The 15,558-nt window shown below is 66.6% G+C and carries 17 protein-coding genes and 1 pseudogene; 9 read left to right on the top strand and 9 right to left on the bottom strand.

Translation table 11 applies throughout. The features are described 5' to 3' along the window. Nucleotides 1–5: 5 nt before the first annotated feature. Entirely contained in the window at nucleotides 6–371 is a 366-nt protein-coding gene (locus C8J40_RS16850; protein ID WP_132898013.1) for a DUF4440 domain-containing protein, read from the bottom strand. A gap of 238 nt (nucleotides 372–609) precedes the next feature. Between C8J40_RS16850 and C8J40_RS16845 the strand changes: the two genes are divergently transcribed. After that, on the top strand, nucleotides 610–1,536 hold the full coding sequence (locus C8J40_RS16845; RefSeq protein ID WP_132898012.1) for an L-lactate dehydrogenase: 927 nt from the start codon (nucleotides 610–612) through the stop codon (nucleotides 1,534–1,536). Nucleotides 1,537–1,601: 65 nt separating this feature from the next. On the opposite strand, the gene rpsU is transcribed toward C8J40_RS16845, so the two are convergent. Next, nucleotides 1,602–1,802, bottom strand: a complete 201-nt coding sequence (gene rpsU / locus C8J40_RS16840; RefSeq protein ID WP_031393196.1) for a 30S ribosomal protein S21 — start codon at nucleotides 1,800–1,802, stop codon at nucleotides 1,602–1,604. Between the two features lie 317 nt (nucleotides 1,803–2,119). Here rpsU and C8J40_RS16835 point away from each other — a divergent pair, with 317 nt between their 5' ends. From C8J40_RS16835 to C8J40_RS16820, 4 genes are all read left to right on the top strand, one after another. Continuing rightward, a complete protein-coding gene (locus C8J40_RS16835) occupies nucleotides 2,120–2,803 on the top strand; it encodes an NAD(P)H-dependent oxidoreductase (protein WP_243693458.1) in 684 nt (227 codons plus the stop codon). A gap of 258 nt (nucleotides 2,804–3,061) precedes the next feature. Next, entirely contained in the window at nucleotides 3,062–5,314 is a 2,253-nt protein-coding gene (locus tag C8J40_RS16830; protein WP_243693457.1) for a phosphoketolase family protein, read from the top strand. After that, nucleotides 5,302–6,327 (top strand): acetate kinase, encoded by a 1,026-nt coding sequence (locus C8J40_RS16825; RefSeq protein WP_132898011.1) that lies wholly within the window; start codon nucleotides 5,302–5,304, stop codon nucleotides 6,325–6,327. The genes C8J40_RS16830 and C8J40_RS16825 overlap by 13 nt, the downstream gene beginning before the upstream one ends. 129 nt (nucleotides 6,328–6,456) lie before the next feature. Continuing rightward, nucleotides 6,457–6,741: a hypothetical protein gene (locus C8J40_RS16820; protein WP_132898010.1), complete on the top strand. Its 285-nt coding sequence runs from the start codon at nucleotides 6,457–6,459 to the stop codon at nucleotides 6,739–6,741. 72 nt (nucleotides 6,742–6,813) lie between these two features. Here the strand turns inward: C8J40_RS16820 and C8J40_RS16815 are convergent, their stop codons facing one another. From C8J40_RS16815 to C8J40_RS16800, 5 genes are all read right to left on the bottom strand, one after another. Beyond that, entirely contained in the window at nucleotides 6,814–7,254 is a 441-nt protein-coding gene (locus C8J40_RS16815; RefSeq protein WP_132898009.1) for a hypothetical protein, read from the bottom strand. A gap of 69 nt (nucleotides 7,255–7,323) precedes the next feature. Next, nucleotides 7,324–7,956, bottom strand: coding sequence for a response regulator (locus C8J40_RS16810; RefSeq protein WP_132898008.1), 633 nt, complete (start codon nucleotides 7,954–7,956; stop codon nucleotides 7,324–7,326). Next, a complete protein-coding gene (locus C8J40_RS16805; protein ID WP_165911494.1) occupies nucleotides 7,949–9,520 on the bottom strand; it encodes a PAS domain S-box protein in 1,572 nt (523 codons plus the stop codon). The genes C8J40_RS16810 and C8J40_RS16805 overlap by 8 nt, the downstream gene beginning before the upstream one ends. Nucleotides 9,521–9,644: 124 nt before the next feature. Next, a complete protein-coding gene (locus C8J40_RS20935) occupies nucleotides 9,645–9,779 on the bottom strand; it encodes a hypothetical protein (protein WP_279388908.1) in 135 nt (44 codons plus the stop codon). A 3-nt stretch (nucleotides 9,780–9,782) separates the two neighbouring features. Then, complete coding sequence (locus C8J40_RS16800) at nucleotides 9,783–10,601, bottom strand: universal stress protein (RefSeq protein ID WP_132898007.1); 819 nt, start codon at nucleotides 10,599–10,601, stop codon at nucleotides 9,783–9,785. Nucleotides 10,602–10,774: 173 nt separating this feature from the next. On the opposite strand from C8J40_RS16800, the gene C8J40_RS16795 reads away from it, so the two are divergent. Both C8J40_RS16795 and C8J40_RS16790 read left to right on the top strand, forming a co-directional pair. Continuing rightward, complete coding sequence (locus C8J40_RS16795; RefSeq protein ID WP_132741633.1) at nucleotides 10,775–11,425, top strand: BON domain-containing protein; 651 nt, start codon at nucleotides 10,775–10,777, stop codon at nucleotides 11,423–11,425. Next, nucleotides 11,426–12,131, top strand: a pseudogene (locus tag C8J40_RS16790) (VIT family protein). 30 nt (nucleotides 12,132–12,161) lie between these two features. Here C8J40_RS16790 and C8J40_RS16785 read toward each other — a convergent pair. Both C8J40_RS16785 and C8J40_RS16780 read right to left on the bottom strand, forming a co-directional pair. After that, complete coding sequence (locus tag C8J40_RS16785; protein ID WP_132898006.1) at nucleotides 12,162–13,514, bottom strand: amidohydrolase family protein; 1,353 nt, start codon at nucleotides 13,512–13,514, stop codon at nucleotides 12,162–12,164. A 176-nt stretch (nucleotides 13,515–13,690) separates the two neighbouring features. Beyond that, the gene (locus C8J40_RS16780) at nucleotides 13,691–14,449 is read right to left on the bottom strand and encodes a FadR/GntR family transcriptional regulator (protein ID WP_132898170.1); all 759 of its coding nucleotides are present in this window, start codon (nucleotides 14,447–14,449) and stop codon (nucleotides 13,691–13,693) included. A gap of 134 nt (nucleotides 14,450–14,583) precedes the next feature. Between C8J40_RS16780 and C8J40_RS20430 the strand changes: the two genes are divergently transcribed. Both C8J40_RS20430 and araD1 read left to right on the top strand, forming a co-directional pair. Continuing rightward, complete coding sequence (locus C8J40_RS20430; RefSeq protein ID WP_165911493.1) at nucleotides 14,584–14,742, top strand: hypothetical protein; 159 nt, start codon at nucleotides 14,584–14,586, stop codon at nucleotides 14,740–14,742. A gap of 55 nt (nucleotides 14,743–14,797) precedes the next feature. Next, nucleotides 14,798–15,558 (top strand): AraD1 family protein (araD1, locus tag C8J40_RS16775; RefSeq protein WP_132898005.1); only part of this gene is annotated, 761 nt, incomplete at its 3' end.

Raw genomic sequence — 15,558 nt, 5'->3', positions numbered from 1 at the left:
GGCTGTCAGGCGACGGATGCCTTGAGTGCGGGCGTCTGCTGATGCTGCACCACGCGCCATTCCTCATGCTCAAGCCGGCGCATCGTCGTGGTGCAATAGGCGGTATAGCCGTCGGCGCCCTCACGGCGGGCTTCGGCCTTGTAGGCGATCGCGATCAGGCCCTCCTGCGGGCGCATGATCTGTTGCTCGCTGAACGTCACGCTCGACCACCGCGGTGTATCGGCGACGGCTTCGATCGCCTGAGCGCCGGTGAGGACGAACGGCTGTTCCGGCAAGACCATGACGCATTCGTCGTCGATCAGCGCGCGATAATGGGCTGCGTCGCCGGTCCACAGACTTTCCTCGAATTCCCAAATCCTGGTGTCGTCCATCGTTGCGTCTCCTTCGCTGATAGGGGAGCGTCAGGGACTCCAAAACGTTCCGCGAAGCTGATGATAACATGACGTCTTTTTCGAAAGCAGCGCTGCGGATCGGCGATATTCGCCCGATCGAGAACGCGCCTATGCGTCCATGTCATTCGATCGATGGTTGGCGCAGGCAAGACCAGCGTGTCGCCATTGATAGTTTGCGCCGAGAGTCTGGGCGGCGCCCCGAATGTGGAGTTCTCCAATGCCTGTTTCATCCCGTATCGCTATCGTCGGTGCCGGTAACGTCGGCGCTACGACCGCCTATGCGCTGATGCTCCGCGGGCTGTTCGCCGAGATCGTGCTGATCGATACCGATAGCGATCGCGCCACCGCCGAAGCGACCGACATTGCCGACGCCAACGCGATCGCGCGGCCAGCGCGGATCTGGGCGGGCGACTATGCCGATGCCAGGGACGCAAGCATCCTCGTGATCACCGCCGGAGCCGCAACTGCCGATGGAGAGGCCCGGACGTCGGTTGCCGGCAAAAGCGCCGTGATTGTGCGCACGTGTGTCGACGCGGCGATGGCGGCGGGGTTCGACGGCATTCTGGTCGTCGCATCCAATCCCGCCGACGCCATGGCGCAGGTGGCGCAGGCGACCTCCGGATTGCCGGCGGCGCGGGTAATCGGCACTGGCACGCTGCTCGACAGCAATCGCTTCAGGAAGCGCGTGGCGGACCAACTCGCGATTGCTCCCGGCGCGGTCGAAGGCCTGGTTCTGGGCGAACATGGCGACAGCGAAGTCATGGCCTATTCCAGCGTGCGAATCGGCGGCCTGGATCTCGACGCTTATCTAGATGGGGCGGCGTTCGACCGGGCGTCGGTCGCGCACGAGGTGGTACGCGCCGGCTACACCATCAGTCACGGCAAGGGGCATACGTCGTTCGGCGTCGCGACCGCGATCGTCCGGATCTGCGAGGCGATCCAGCGTGACGAACACATCGTACTGCCGGTATCGGCCAAGCTCGATGGTCAGTTCGGGATTTCAAACCTGTATCTGAGCTTGCCATGCCTCGTCGGCGCGGCCGGGATCATGCGTATCCTGACGCCCGACTTGACGACCGAGGAGACGGCCGCGCTGCATGCTTCGGCCGACGCGCTGCGCCGCACGCTAGTCGAATGCAAATAGGGCCGCGTCGATCGACGCGACCCTGCCGGCGCTATCTCAAATAGACGTCGCGCCGTCGGCGTGACTTAGTTGTCGCGCTCGGCGCGCTTGCGGTCTGCCTTGCGTGCGCGGCTGACGGCGGCAGCGTGTTCACGCGCACGTTTCTCAGACGGCTTTTCGTAATGCCGGCGCAACTTCATTTCACGATAGACGCCCTCGCGCTGCAACTTCTTCTTCAAAGCGCGGAGGGCCTGGTCGACGTTGTTGTCGCGAACGATGATCTGCATGGTAGAAAGGCTTTCGGCGCGCAGTGGCGCAATGGTGAGTCGCCGCCGCTTTATGGCGCCGACGAGTATAAGCCAAGCCCGGAAATGCATAGTCCTGCGCTGATCGCTACAATGCGGCACGATCCGGCTCGAGCCGATGCCCGATGCTGGCCGCGTTTCAGGGCGTGATGCGGGGGACAATCACCGCGCCCTGCGTAGTTCCCGAGGGTCACCGGGCTGGCGGTGAATCGATAGGCCATGCGGGACCCCCGACGTCGAAGCCATCCGCTGCTGCGGGGCGGACGGCGCGCGGAAAGCCTTTCTGCAAGGACGTTGCGATGATCGTCGACGAACGAATGCCAACCGACCGCAAGCACGCGGTGATCGTGTGCCATCCCGATCCGTCGAGTTTCAATCATGCGATCGCGCATACCTACCGCGACGCGGTCCGCGCGACGGGGCAGGGCGTCGTGCTCCGCGACCTGTATGCGATGGGCTTCGATCCGGTGCTGACGGCGGCAGAGCGACCGACGGATCGTATCGCGACATACCGCCAGGACGTGCTCGACGAGATCGCGGTTATCGACGGCTGCGACGTATTCGTGCTGATCTACCCGATCTGGTTCGGCACGCCGCCGGCGATGCTCAAGGGGTATGTCGAACGGGTGTTCGGCGCGGGCGTGCACCCCGACGCGCTGCAGGGCCGGGCGCGGACCAGCTTGCTGGGCGGCAGGCGCATGCTGAGCTTTTCGACATCGGCGGCCAGCAAGATCTGGCTCGACGAACAGGGCCAGGGGCAAGGGCTGAACAGCGTTTTCGACCAGTATATCGTCCATGCCTTCGGAATGCGGTCGCAGGAGCATCGGCGGTTCGCGCATATCGTGCCGGGTCTGAGCCCGCACCTTGCCCGCGGGTATCTCGAAGAGGTTTCGGCACAGGCGCGTCGCACCTGTGCGCAAGTCGCGTTCGGCGACGAGGCTTTGCTGTCCGACCCCGGTCTCGTCGCGCAGATGGCGCGCTGACCATGGCGTATTTCGAAGGAAACCGCATGACCCGCATGATGCACGCCGGCGTCATATCCACGCCGATCGCGATCGGTGGCTCGACGTGTCCGATACCGAAAAAGGAGCGTCGAGCATGACCGTCTTAGCGATGCCATCGTCCGTTGCAGCGCCGACCAAGACACATCCGCTCTCCTCCGACATGCTGCGCCGATGGACGCGTATTGGCGGGCGGCGAACTATCTGTCGGTCGGGCAGATCTAACTGCGCGACAATGCGTTGCTCGATCGGCCGCTGACGATCGCCGACGTCAAGCCGCGGCTGCTCGGGCATTGGGGGACGACGCCGGGGCTGAACTTCCTGTACGTCCATCTCAACCGGCTGATCGTCGAGCATGACCTCGACATGATCAACATCATCGGGCCGGGGCATGGCGGACCGGGACTGGTCGCGAACACCTATCTGGAGGGCTCGTATACCGAGCGCTATCCAGCGATCGAGCGGAGCCGTAGCGGCATGCACCGGCTGTTCCGGCAATTCTCGTGGCCGGGCGGTATCCCAAGCCATGTCGCGCCCGAAACGCCGGGGTCTATCCACGAAGGCGGCGAGCTGGGGTATTCGCTGGCGCATGCTTACGGCGCGGCGTTCGACAATCCGGACCTGATCGTCGCGTGCGTGGTCGGCGACGGCGAGGCGGAGACGGGGGCACTGGCGGCGAGCTGGCATTCGAACAAGTTCCTCAACCCGGCGCGCGACGGTGCGGTGCTGCCGATCCTGCATCTCAACGGCTTCAAGATCGCCAACCCGACGATCCTCGCACGGATCGACGGGCATGAACTCGACGCGTTGCTGCGCGGCTATGGGCATGAACCCTATTATGTCGGCGGCAGCGATCCGGCGGCGGTCCACCAGCAACTGGCCGCCGCGCTCGACAAGGCGTTGGCGAAGATCCAGGCGATCCAGGCGGCGGCGCGGATCGAGGGCGTGATCCCTGAGCGGCCGCGCTGGCCGATGATCGTGTTCCGCACGCCGAAGGGCTGGACCGGGCCGAAGTTCGTCGACGGCAAGCCGGTCGAGGGGACATGGCGCGCGCATCAGGTGCCGATCGCGGACTTCAAGGATCCCGAGCATCTACGCCAGCTCGAAGCGTGGATGCGGAGTTACCGACCCGAGGAGCTGTTCGATGCGAACGGCAAGTTCCTGGAGGAGTATGCGTCGCTCGCGCCGACCGGGCATCGGCGGATGGGATCGAACCCGCATGCCAATGGCGGCGAGTTGATGGTGCCGCTGTCGCTGCCCGATTTCCGCAGCTTTGCGGTGCCGGTGGAGACGCCGGGCAGGGTGAAGGCGGAGGCGACGCGGGTGCTTGGGCGGTATCTGCGCGATGTGATGAAGCTCAATCTGGCGACGGTGAACTTTCGGCTGTTCGGCCCCGACGAGACCGCGTCGAACCGGCTCGCCGACGTGTACGACGTGTCGGGGAAGGTCTGGATGGCGGAGGTCGAGGCGGTCGACGAGCATCTCGGCCCCGACGGCCGGGTGATGGAGGTGTTGAGCGAGCATCTGTGTCAAGGCTGGCTCGAGGGGTATCTGCTGACCGGGCGGCATGGGCTATTCTCGTGCTACGAAGCGTTCGTCCACATCGTCGATTCGATGGTCAACCAGCATGCCAAGTGGCTGAAGACGACCAGGACGATTCCGTGGCGGCGGCCGATCGCGTCGCTCAATTACTTGCTGACCTCGCATGTCTGGCGGCAGGATCACAACGGGCTGTCGCATCAGGATCCGGGGTTCATCGATCACGTCGCGAACAAGACTGCGGACGTCGCGCGGATCTATCTGCCGCCCGACGCGAACTGCCTGTTGTCGGTGGGCGATCACTGCCTGCGCAGCCGCGGCTATGTGAACGTGATCGTCGCCGGGAAGCAGCCGGAGTGGCAATGGCTGGGGATCGACGCGGCGGTGCGGCATTGTACCGCGGGCGCTGGGATCTGGGATTGGGCGGGCGATGATGCGGACCCCGACGTGGTGATGGCGTGCGCGGGCGACGTGCCGACGCTGGAGACTCTCGCGGCGGTGACGTTGTTGCGCGAATACGTGCCCGATATCCGGATACGAGTGGTGAACGTCGTCGACCTGATGAGTTTGCAGCCGCGGTCGGAACATCTCCACGGGCTCGACGAGCGCGAGTTCGATGCGCTGTTCACGAAGGACGCGCCGGTGATCTTCGCGTTCCACGGCTATCCGGCGATGATCCACAAGCTGACGTACCGGCGCGCCAATCACGCGAATATCCACGTCCGCGGGTATAAGGAAATGGGGACGACGACGACCCCGTTCGACATGGTCGTGCTGAACGATCTCGACCGGTACCGGCTGGCCCTCGACGCGATCGAGCGGATTCCGCGCTTCCGTACCCATGTGCCGCGCGAGACGGCGCGCTATTGGACGACGATGGAGCGGCACAAGTTGTACATCGCCGAGCAGGGCGACGATCTGCCGGAGGTGCGTGACTGGCAATGGTCGCGGTAGTTCTTGCGCTCAATAGCGGATCGTCGTCGCTGAAATACGGGCTGTACGCGGTGGAATCCGAGCCGGTCCTGCTGGTCGGCGGGACGATCGAGACGGCCGAGCATCATGGCGACGATCACGCGCGGTTCTTCGACACGATCGAGACGGCGTTGCATGCAGGGCCGACGCCGACTGTGATCGGCCACCGGATCGTCCATGGCGGCCCGCACCGCGACGCGCATTGCCGTATTGACGCTTCGGTGATGGCGGATCTGGAGGCGGCGTGCGCGTTCGCGCCTTTGCATGGGCCGGCGTCGCTGGCGCTGATCCGGGCCGCGGGTGCGCGCTATCCGGGCGTGCCGCAAGTCGCGTGCTTCGACACGGCGTTCCATGCGGGGATGCCGGACGTTGCGAAGACATTGCCGATCGCCAAGGAATACCTCGCCGGCGGCGTCCGGCGTTACGGCTTCCACGGGCTGTCCTGCGAGTCGATCGTCTATCAGCTCGGTGACAAAATCCCCGCACGGCTGGTGATCGCGCATCTCGGCAATGGCGCGAGCGTGACCGCAGTGCGCGATGGCCGATCGATCGACACCAGCATGGGGCTGACCCCGTCTGGCGGCGTGATGATGGCGACGCGGACGGGGGATCTCGATCCGGGCGTCCTCTTGTATCTGCTGCGCGAGGCGGGGCTCGATCAGGACTCGCTGGCAACGCTGGTCGACCACCGATCGGGGATGGCTGGCGTATCGGGACTGTCGGGTGACATGCGGGTCCTGCGCGCTGCCGCAACGGGTGACGCCGACCTCGCGATCCGGATGTTCGAGAGGTCGGTGTGCAAGCAGATCGCCGCAATGATCGTCTCGCTCGGCGGTGTGGACACGCTCGTGCTCACCGGCGGCATCGGCGAGAACGACGCGGCGACCGGTCAGGCGATCCGTGCGGGTCAGGCCTGGGTGGCGGGGCTGGATATCCGCATCATGCCGTCGCAGGAGGATGCGCAGATCGCGTCCCACGCCGCCGCGCTTGGCTGATGAATATCGCGAAGTACGTGCTTTCCGAGTCCCGACGCCTTCGCTTGCCCGCGCTACTGTCTTGATACGGATCAGCCCTTCGACACCCGCATCGTGCGGCAGCGAGGACGAGCCGGCGGGGACTTCGCCATGAACGCTATCCATACCGAGATGCTCTATTTCCAGCGCCGCCTCAACGCCACGCGAGCGATGGCCGATGCCGCCGCGGGGCCGTGCGCGCGGGTCGCGCATGAGACGCTTGCCCGTCTGTATGGCGAGACGCTGGTGGCACTCGCTGCCACGCTCCCGTGTTTGATGGCCGAACCGGTGGCTGCGATCCCGCGGCGTGCGTTGCGTGTCGAGCGCGGGGTGACGCCACCGACGCTGCGCCAGATGCCGGCCCGGTCTCGCCTGACGCTGAAGCTTGCCTGCTAGTGCGGTGAGCGACGTGCGTCTTGACGTTAAGCAGGGAAAGGTCGGCGGGCATCCCACCGCCTTTCCGTCGTCTTACCCCTCGGCATTCCAGCCGGACCAGCCGCGGTCGATCGAGGCGGCGATCGCGGTGAGGAGGGGGGCGTCGCCGGTGGTGCGGTCGAGGATGCGGTCGCCGTGGCGTTCGGCGGCGTGGATCAGCGCGGGCGGCGGGACGGTACCATCGAGCAGGATCGCCTTCCCCCGCCAGCCCGATGCGCGCATGGCGTGGAGCGTTTCCATGCCGCTGCCCCCATCACCATCGACCCCGCCTGCGACATCGACGACGATGCAGGGGACGTCGCGCGACCGGGGATCGGCGAGCAGCGCCGCGCCGGTCGCGTAGGAGCGGACGTCGTAGCGTTCGGATAGCAGCATGATCTGCCGCGCGCGGCGTATCACCGGGTCGCCGTCGACCAGCGAAACGCCAATTCCGAAATGGGGTGGGGCAGGGGATTGAATCGGGTGGTCGGTCATCGAATGTCCTTGTCCTGACCTTCGATGACACCCCTCCGTCGCCGTGTCTGTACGTAGAAGACGAGGGCGTCAGGCGGGTTCGGCGGTCTCGCCAAGGCCCGCCGAAAACGCGATGCGGAGGACGTCCGACAGGCTGCGCGCGGCGAGTTTCTCCATCAGGTTTGCGCGGTGGACTTCGACGGTGCGCGTGGCGATGGCGAGGTCGTAGGCGATCAGCTTGTTGGGGCGGCCGAGCACCATGCCGTCGAGCACGTCGCGTTCGCGCGGGGTGAGCGCGGCGAGCCGGACGAGCGCGTCGGCGGCGGCGAGGTGTTCGCGGTCGGACCGGGCGGCGTGCGCCAGCGCGGTTTCGATCGCTGCTAGCAAGGCACTGCGCTCGAACGGCTTTTCGAGGAATTCGATCGCGCCCGCCTTGATCGCGCGGACGGCTAGCGTCACGTCGCCGTGGCCGGTCAGCATGATCACGGGCAGCGTAATGCCGGTCTGCGCCATCCGCGCCTGCACCGCGAACCCGTCGAGATCGGGCATGCGGACGTCGAGCAGCACGCATCCGCGTGTCTCGCGCGTGACGGCTTTCAGGAACTGCGTGCCTGCGGGATAGGTTTCGACGGCATAGCCTGCCTTGCGCAACAGGAAGCCGACCGATTGGCGGATCGCGTCGTCGTCGTCGACGATGTGGACGATGCGGAGTGGATCAGACATCGGTGTCTTCCTGAAGCGTGGCGAGCGGCACGGTGAAGTGGAACGCGGTGCCGCCGCTCGGCACGCCGTCTGCCCAGATACGCCCGCCATGCGCCTCGACGATCGTCCGGCAGATCGACAGGCCGAGCCCCATGCCGTCCTCCTTAGTGGTCGCGAACGCCTCGAACAGGCGCGCGCGGACGTCGGTGTCGATGCCCGTGCCGGTGTCGGCGACAGTGATCTGCATCCACCCCTCGCGCTCGGGCGCGGTGGCGATCGATAGCGTCCGGATCGGCGAGGCTGCCATCGACTGGATCGCGTTGCGGATGAGGTTGACCAGCACCTGCTGGATCTGGATGCGGTCGACACGGACCAGGGCAGGGCTTGGCGATGGCCTGTTGACGACGGTGATACCTGCCTCGTGCGCGCCGAGCAGGCCGAGGCTGGTTGCTTCCTCGACGAGCAGGTCGAGCGCTTCGTCGCGGAACCCGGTGTCGCCGCCATCGACGAACGCGCGCAGCCGACGGACGATCGTGCCGGCCCTGAGCGACTGCGCCGCCGCCAGCTCCAGCGCTTCCGCAACGTCGGCCAACAGCGGGGTCAGCACCGGATCGTCGCCGTCCGCGATCATCGCGCGCGTCGCTTCGAGATAGTTGGCGATCGCGGTCAGCGGCTGGTTGATCTCGTGCGCAAGCGTCGACGCCATCGTCCCCATCGCGCTGACGCGGGAGACGTGGATGAGTTCGGACTGGAGTTCCTGCAACCGGCGTTCGGTCGCGTGGCGGTTGGTGAGATCGCGGATGAAGCCGGTGAAGATCCGTTCGCCGCCGATCGACGCCTCGCCCACGGCCAGTTCGATCGGGAACGTCTCGCCGCCTTTTCGCATCGCGCGTTCGAGGCGGACATTGCCGATCACGTGGCGCTCCCCGGTATGGCGGTACTTCCGGAGGTGCGCGTCGTGGTCGCGCGCCTCGGTCTGCGGCATCAGCATCGCGACGTTCTGGCCGATCACTTCGCTCGCCGCATAGCCGAAGACGAGTTCGGCGGCCGCGCTGAACGAGGCGACGATGCCGTTCTCGTTCATCACGATCATCGCGTCGGGAACGGTGTTGAGGATCGAGCGGAGGTGATGTTCGCGGCGGACGATCGCGGCCTCGGCGGCCTTTTCATGCGTGATGTCGCGGATCACCTTGCCGAACCCGCGCAGCGCGCCGGCGTCGTCGTGGAGCGCGGTGATCGTGACGTGCGCGAGGAATTCGGAGCCGTCCTTGCGGACCCGCCAGCTTTCTTCCTCGACCCGGCCATCGCAGTGCGCGCGGGCGAGGTCGGCGGCGGGTTTGCCTGCGGCGATATCGTCGGCGGGGTAGAAGATCGCGAAATCGCGGCCGATGATCTCCGCCTCCGCCCAGCCCTTGATCCGCTCTGCACCACGATTCCAGATCGTCACCCGGCCGCGGCGGTCGAGCATGTAGATCGCATAGGTGGTCGCGCCGTCGATCAGCAGCCCGAGTTCCTCCGCCAGCATCGCATCGCCGCGCGCCACCGCCTGGGGGTCGGTATCGTGCGGCGACTGCGACGCGATCATGCGGGCGGTGCGGTGGCTCGGGGGGCGCAGAGGCAAATCATCGAGATGCGGGCCTTGTTCGACACACTGATCCGATCCGTCGGGGGGCAAGTCTTCGATACCCTCCTTCGAAACATGACGCATGTTAAGCCAAGGATCCGCTATATGCTAATAGTCCTTCGATGATCGCGACGATCGACAGGATCGTGCCGCCGACGACTATCCTTCGGTTCGCGGTTACGACCGGGCCGAAATACTTGCGGATCGCGTGGCCCGTCATGGCTCAGTGCGACAGCAACGTGCAGCGTCGGTCGCGCAGCAGCAGGTCGCGGGTGACACCGCCGAACGCCCATTCGCGGATCCGGCTGTGCCCATAGGCACCCGCGACGACGAGGTCGGCTTCGATCTCGTCGGCGATTGCGGCGAGCGTGTCGATGCTGGTGCCTTTCATCCGCGCGACGATCTTATCCGCGTCGATGCCGTGGCGCGCGAGCCAGGCAGCGACATCGTCGATCGGCTTCCGCGCTTCGATCGCGTCGATCGCGACTTCGACGATCACGACGCGGTCGGCGGCCTTGAGCATCGGCAGCGCATCGGCAATCGCGCGGCGGCATTCGCGCGTGTCGGTCCACGCGACCAGGATGGTCGAGAAGCGCGCGGTGGCGGCGCCATCGGGAACGACCAGTATCGGGCGGCCCGCGCGCAGGATCAGGTCGCCGGTATCGGCATGCGTCGCGAGATCGGCAAAGCCCGGGCCGGCGCTGGTGATGACGAGATCGGCGGACCGCGCATGCTCGGCGACGACATGCGCGACGTTGACGAGCGTCGGGATCGAGCGCCAGTCGAGCACATGCCGCGCGAGCCGTTCGTGCGCGTGAAACTCGGTCTTCGTGCGGGCGAGTTCGCCGGCGACGATATCGCGCTCGATCACCGCATATTCGCCGCCGAGATAGCCGTCGCACGTGCCGATCTGGACCGGCTGGCAGGCGGCGATGCCGATCACCGCAGCATCATATTGGTCGGCGAGCGTAGCTGCGACGTCGAGCAGGGCGACGTTGGGACGGCCGCCATCGAGATGCACCATCAGGGTCGAATAGGTCATGCGCGGTCTCCCTCTTTCGCCGAGCTTTCGGCGTTTGGGAGGATGCGGGAAAGGATCGGGAAGTACGCAGTCGGGCGGCATGCGTAGTTCCCGACGCTGTCGGTGATCGGCCATATCGATAGGCTCGCGATCATCGGCTCGGGCCTTTTCCGCGCTGTTCTCAGGAGCCTGTCATGTCCCACGACGCAAGATTGCAGAAAGCCGTGCTCGCCGAACTCAACTGGGATCCGAGCGTACCCGCCGGGCATATCGGCGTCACCGCGAACAATGGCGTCGTCACGCTCAGCGGCCACGCCGGCAGCTATGCGGCGAAATATGCCGCCGAACGCGCCGCTGCGCGCGTCGACGGCGTCAAGGCGGTCGCCGAGGAGATCGAGGTGCAGCTGGAGGACCGCTTCAAGCGCGGCGACGAGGCGATCGCCAGCGCGATCGTCGAGCGGCTCTCCTGGGATACGACCGTGCCGCACGACAGCGTCAAGGCGCAGGTCGAGGACGGCTGGGTGAGCCTGCGCGGCGAGGTGCGCTGGCATTTCCAGAAGGATGCGGCCGAGGCGGCGGTGCGGACGCTTGCGGGCGTGGTCGGCGTGATCAACCACATCGTGCTGAAATCGCGAGTCGACGTCACCGACGTCAGTAACGACATCCGCACCGCGCTGCACCGGTCATGGTTCTTCGACGGCGACACGATCAAGGTGTCGGTCGATGGCGGCACGGTGCGGCTCACCGGATCGGTCGACTCCCCGCACGATCGGATAGTCGCCGAGCGCACCGCCTGGGCGGCGCCGGGCGCGGTGAAGGTCGAGAACATGCTCGAGATCGCCTGAGTGCGCGCGCTGTCGTCGCACCGCGAACGCCACGTCACCGATCGGATCGGCTGGCTGCGCGCAGCGGTGCTCGGCGCCAATGACGGGATCGTCTCGACCGCGAGCCTGATCATTGGCGTCGCGGCGGCCGGTGGTCAGGTTGCCGCCATCGTCATCGCGGGAACGGCCGGTCTGGTCGCGGGTGCGATGTCGATGGCGGCGGGCGAATATGTCTCAGTCAGTGCGCAGGCCGATACCGAGACCGCCGAACTCGCGCGCGAACGGCGCGAACTGACGGATGACCCGCGCGGCGAATTGGCCGAACTCGCCGCGCTCTACGCCGCCCGCGGGGTGGATGCCGCCACCGCGGAAACGGTGGCGGCACAGTTGATGGCGAAGGATGCGCTCGGCGCGCACGCCCGCGACGAGCTGGACATCACGCCGGGTGCGCGGGCGCGTCCGGTCCAGGCGGCGTTCGCGTCGGCGGCGAGCTAGCTTCACGGTCGGTGCGGCGCTGCCGTTGCTGACCGTGTTCGTGGTTCCGTCCACCTCGCTTGTCAGGGCGGTTGCAGCGGGATCCTTGCTGTTTCTTGCCGTGCTCGGCGCTGTCGGCGCGAAGACCGGTGCGGCGGTCGTCTGGCGCGGGTTGGTACGCGTCACGTTCTGGGGTGCGTTCGCGATGGCGGTGACCGCGCTGATCGGTCGGCTGATCGGTGGCGCGGTGTAACCCGCGCCGGGGTGCAGCGTGGCCTACACGCTAGCGGAGGCCCCCGATCGTCGATTTTGCGACGACGCCGCGGTGCATGACGAACGTCACGTGTTCGAGCTGCGCGACGTCGTTCAGCGGCGAAGTCGCCACGGCGATGATATCCGCCGTCTTGCCGGGCGTCAGCGTGCCGATATCGTCGCGGCCGAGCAGGTCGGCGGCGCCGACGGTGGCTGCCGCGATCGCCTGTGTCGGGGTGAGGCCGTTCTTTACCATCAGCGTGAACTCGGTCGCGTTGTCGCCATGCTTGGAGACACCGGTATCGGTCCCGAACGCGACCTTGACCCCGGCCGCATAGGCGCGGCGGTGGCTCGCGGCCATGGCGGCGGCGGCGGCCTCGGCCTTGACGATCGTGGCAGGCGGCAATGCGCCGCCGCGCGCCTGTGCGAGCGCGGCGACCGGCGCGATCTCGGTCGGCACCAGATACGCACCCTTCGTCTTGAACAGCCGGATCGTCTCGTCGTCGAGGAACGTGCCGTGCTCGATCGAATCGACGCCGGCTTCCAGCGCCGACCGGGTCCCCTCGGCAGCATGACTATGCGCGGCGACCTTGCGGCCGAGCGCATGCGCGGTCTCGATAATCGCGCGCATTTCCTCCGGTGTCATCGCCCGGCCCAGTCCGCCGCTGACGTTGGACAAGACACCCCCGGTCGCGGCGAATTTGATCACGCGCGCGCCCAGCGCAACCTGTGCCCGCACGGCGCGGCGACAATCGTCGGGACCATCGCACAGGTTCACCTCCCTGGCATGGACCATGTCGGCGAACTCCTCGGCGAGCCCGTTGCCGCCATCGCCGTGCCCACCGGTCACCGAGATCATCTCGCCGGCGTTGGTGATGCTCGGCCCCTCGACCGTGCCGGCATCGATCGCATCACGCAGCGCGCGGATGCCGCGCGGGTCGCCGCCGAGATCGCGGACCGACGTGAAGCCTGCGGCCAATGTCGTCCGGGCGTTGGCGACCGCGGTCATCTCGTCGTCGAACCGATCGCGGTTGAGCGCCTCGAGCCGCGCACGCATCGGATCGCCGCCGATACCCCAGAGATGAACGTGCATGTCGACCAGTCCCGGGAGCACGAACGCCGTCCGCAGATCGACCAGCGTTGCGCCCGGTTCGGGCGTGACAAAGCCATCGCGCACATCGACGACCTTGCCGTCGCGAACGATGATCGTGCTGTTGCCCCGCGGCGCCTGGCCTGGTCGATCGAGCAGCGTTCCCGCCTGGATATAGGTTGTCGGCGATGGCTTGGCCTGACCCCATGCGGGTATCGCGATAGCCATCGATGCGGCCAGTGCGCTAGCCACCAATACTGTCGTTGGCAGATCGATCAGACGTATTTTTTTCATTGTCATCTCCCCCGTTGTGCCATGCTTGCCGAAGCGCGGCACGGCGGCAAGGGGGCATCGCGCCGATATCGGGCTGCCGGTGACGTCTAGTCCGACAAGTTCCTATCATACGGTCTGCGGGTGACCGGCAGCGTAGCGGGGATGCACGGGTAAGAGACCCCGAGCGACGGCGCGTGTCAGCGCGCCATCGCCAGCTTCGTATCCTCCAGTGCCAGATCGACCAGCGTCCGCATCGCCGCGCTGGCGCCGGCAGCATCGCCGGCAGCGATCGCATCATAGACCAGCATGTGATCGGGGATCGGATTGCGGGGCAGGGCGCGCGCGCGCATCTTGAACTGGGTAGTCCAGTTGACCGCGGCGCCGATGCTTGCACTCAACACGATCAACGCATCGTTGCGCGTCGCGGTCAGTATGGCATGGTGGAACTCGCGATCGGCGGCGCGACCGGCTTCGGTCGCCAGCGTCAGCCGCCGCATTGCCGCCAACGCATCCTTCATGACCTTGAGGTCGGTTCGGTCACGGCGCTCGGCTGCGAGCGCGGCGGCCGCCGGCTCGACGATCGCGCGCAATTCGAACAGCCCACGGACGAACGCGATGTCGGGTTCGCCGGCAAACGCCCAGGCGAGCACGTCGGGATCGAGCAGGTTCCACCGGCTGCGCGGCAGGACGCGGGTGCCGATCTTCGGACGGCTTTCGACCAGTCCTTTGGCGGTCAGGACCTGCACCGCTTCGCGGTAGGCGCTGCGCGAGACGTCGAGCGTCTTCGAGAACTCGACCTCGCCTGACAAGGTATCGCCGGGCGCATACTCGCCCGACAAGATCGCGGTGCCCAGCTTGTGCGCGACCGCCCCGTGCAACCGGCGTCCCGTCCCTCGCCCGACGCGCGGCGTGATGACGTCGTCGGTCCCAGAGCTGATCCCAGCGCCATCTTCCATACCGTCTACACCGTCAGTTGTCGTCATCGTGCCCGCTCCAAGCGCCAGACGTAACAGCCCGGCCTCGATCAAGGAACGACAAAGATTGCAAAAGCCAAACGGGGCCAATATGTCCGAGTATAGGGGAGGGCGCTATGTCCGAGAGCAACGAGAATGCGCGCGTCCACGCGGCGACCGCCGGGCGGATCTTCGCGAACGGCTGGCCGACCGGTGGCGAAGTCGCGCTTGCGATGCTCCATGACGGTGACGGCACCACCGCACCGCGGCTGATCGATGGCGCTCCCGCCAACTGAACCGAAATATCGGGGACGAACCGTCGTAACGGCGTCCCGCTTAGGAGAGAGAGTGATGACTTTGCGCCTGTTGCAGCATGTTGGCGTCGACGGCACGCGATCGGTGATCGCTGCCACCAACGAGGGGGCGGCGTTCGTCACCGGGGTCGACAGCGTCCGCGCGCTGGCCGAGCGTGCGATCGCTGCTGGCACCGATCTCGCCGGCGCAGTCGCCGCCTGCGGGACTGGCGACAGCGTCGACATCGCCGCCGAACTCGCCGCCGGTCGCCTGACCTCGCCGATCGATCATGTCGATTCCGCACACCTGATCATGACCGGCACCGGCCTGACGCATCTCGGCTCGGCGGAGGGCCGCGACAAGATGCACCGCGCCGCCGCGGATGCCGAGAAGCAGACCGATTCGATGCGGATGTTCCTCGAAGGCGTCGAGGGCGGCAAGCCGGCTGCCGGCGAGCGCGGGCAACAGCCTGAATGGTTCTACAAGGGCGATGGCTCGGGGCTGGTTGCGCCGGGTGCGGCGTTCGCGATGCCCGACTTCGCCGAGGATGGCGGCGAGGAGCCCGAGCTTGCCGGGATTTACCTGATCGGTCCTGACGGCACGCCGTTCCGCCTCGGCCTGTGCCTTGCCAACGAGTTCAGCGATCACGTCACCGAGCGTCACAACTACCTGTGGCTCGCGCATTCGAAGCTGCGCCAGGCGTCGCTCGGGCCCGAACTGCTGGTCGGCACGCCGCCTCAGCATATCGAGGGTGCGAGCCGCATCCACCGCGACGGCGCGCTGCTGTGGGAAAAGCCGTTCCTCTCTGGCGAGGCGAA

It is taken from the genome of Sphingomonas sp. PP-CC-3A-396, from assembly GCF_004343105.1.
In the GTDB taxonomy this organism is placed as follows: Bacteria; Pseudomonadota; Alphaproteobacteria; order Sphingomonadales; family Sphingomonadaceae; genus Sphingomonas.
This window is presented reverse-complemented; position numbering and strand designations above follow the sequence as displayed.

Bases quoted from the DNA above. Each gene is read 5' to 3' on its own strand.
- C8J40_RS16850 (WP_132898013.1), bottom strand. From the start codon at position 371: ATGGACGACACCAGGATTTGGGAATTCGAGGAAAGTCTGTGGACCGGC.
- C8J40_RS16845 (WP_132898012.1), top strand. From the start codon at position 610: ATGCCTGTTTCATCCCGTATCGCTATCGTCGGTGCCGGTAACGTCGGC.
- rpsU (WP_031393196.1), bottom strand. From the start codon at position 1,802: ATGCAGATCATCGTTCGCGACAACAACGTCGACCAGGCCCTCCGCGCT.
- C8J40_RS16835 (WP_243693458.1), top strand. From the start codon at position 2,120: ATGATCGTCGACGAACGAATGCCAACCGACCGCAAGCACGCGGTGATC.
- C8J40_RS16825 (WP_132898011.1), top strand. From the start codon at position 5,302: ATGGTCGCGGTAGTTCTTGCGCTCAATAGCGGATCGTCGTCGCTGAAA.
- C8J40_RS16820 (WP_132898010.1), top strand. From the start codon at position 6,457: ATGAACGCTATCCATACCGAGATGCTCTATTTCCAGCGCCGCCTCAAC.
- C8J40_RS16815 (WP_132898009.1), bottom strand. From the start codon at position 7,254: ATGACCGACCACCCGATTCAATCCCCTGCCCCACCCCATTTCGGAATT.
- C8J40_RS16810 (WP_132898008.1), bottom strand. From the start codon at position 7,956: ATGTCTGATCCACTCCGCATCGTCCACATCGTCGACGACGACGACGCG.
- C8J40_RS16805 (WP_165911494.1), bottom strand. From the start codon at position 9,520: ATGATCGCGTCGCAGTCGCCGCACGATACCGACCCCCAGGCGGTGGCG.
- C8J40_RS20935 (WP_279388908.1), bottom strand. From the start codon at position 9,779: ATGACGGGCCACGCGATCCGCAAGTATTTCGGCCCGGTCGTAACCGCG.
- C8J40_RS16800 (WP_132898007.1), bottom strand. From the start codon at position 10,601: ATGACCTATTCGACCCTGATGGTGCATCTCGATGGCGGCCGTCCCAAC.
- C8J40_RS16795 (WP_132741633.1), top strand. From the start codon at position 10,775: ATGTCCCACGACGCAAGATTGCAGAAAGCCGTGCTCGCCGAACTCAAC.
- C8J40_RS16785 (WP_132898006.1), bottom strand. From the start codon at position 13,514: ATGAAAAAAATACGTCTGATCGATCTGCCAACGACAGTATTGGTGGCT.
- C8J40_RS16780 (WP_132898170.1), bottom strand. From the start codon at position 14,449: ATGGAAGATGGCGCTGGGATCAGCTCTGGGACCGACGACGTCATCACG.
- C8J40_RS20430 (WP_165911493.1), top strand. From the start codon at position 14,584: ATGTCCGAGAGCAACGAGAATGCGCGCGTCCACGCGGCGACCGCCGGG.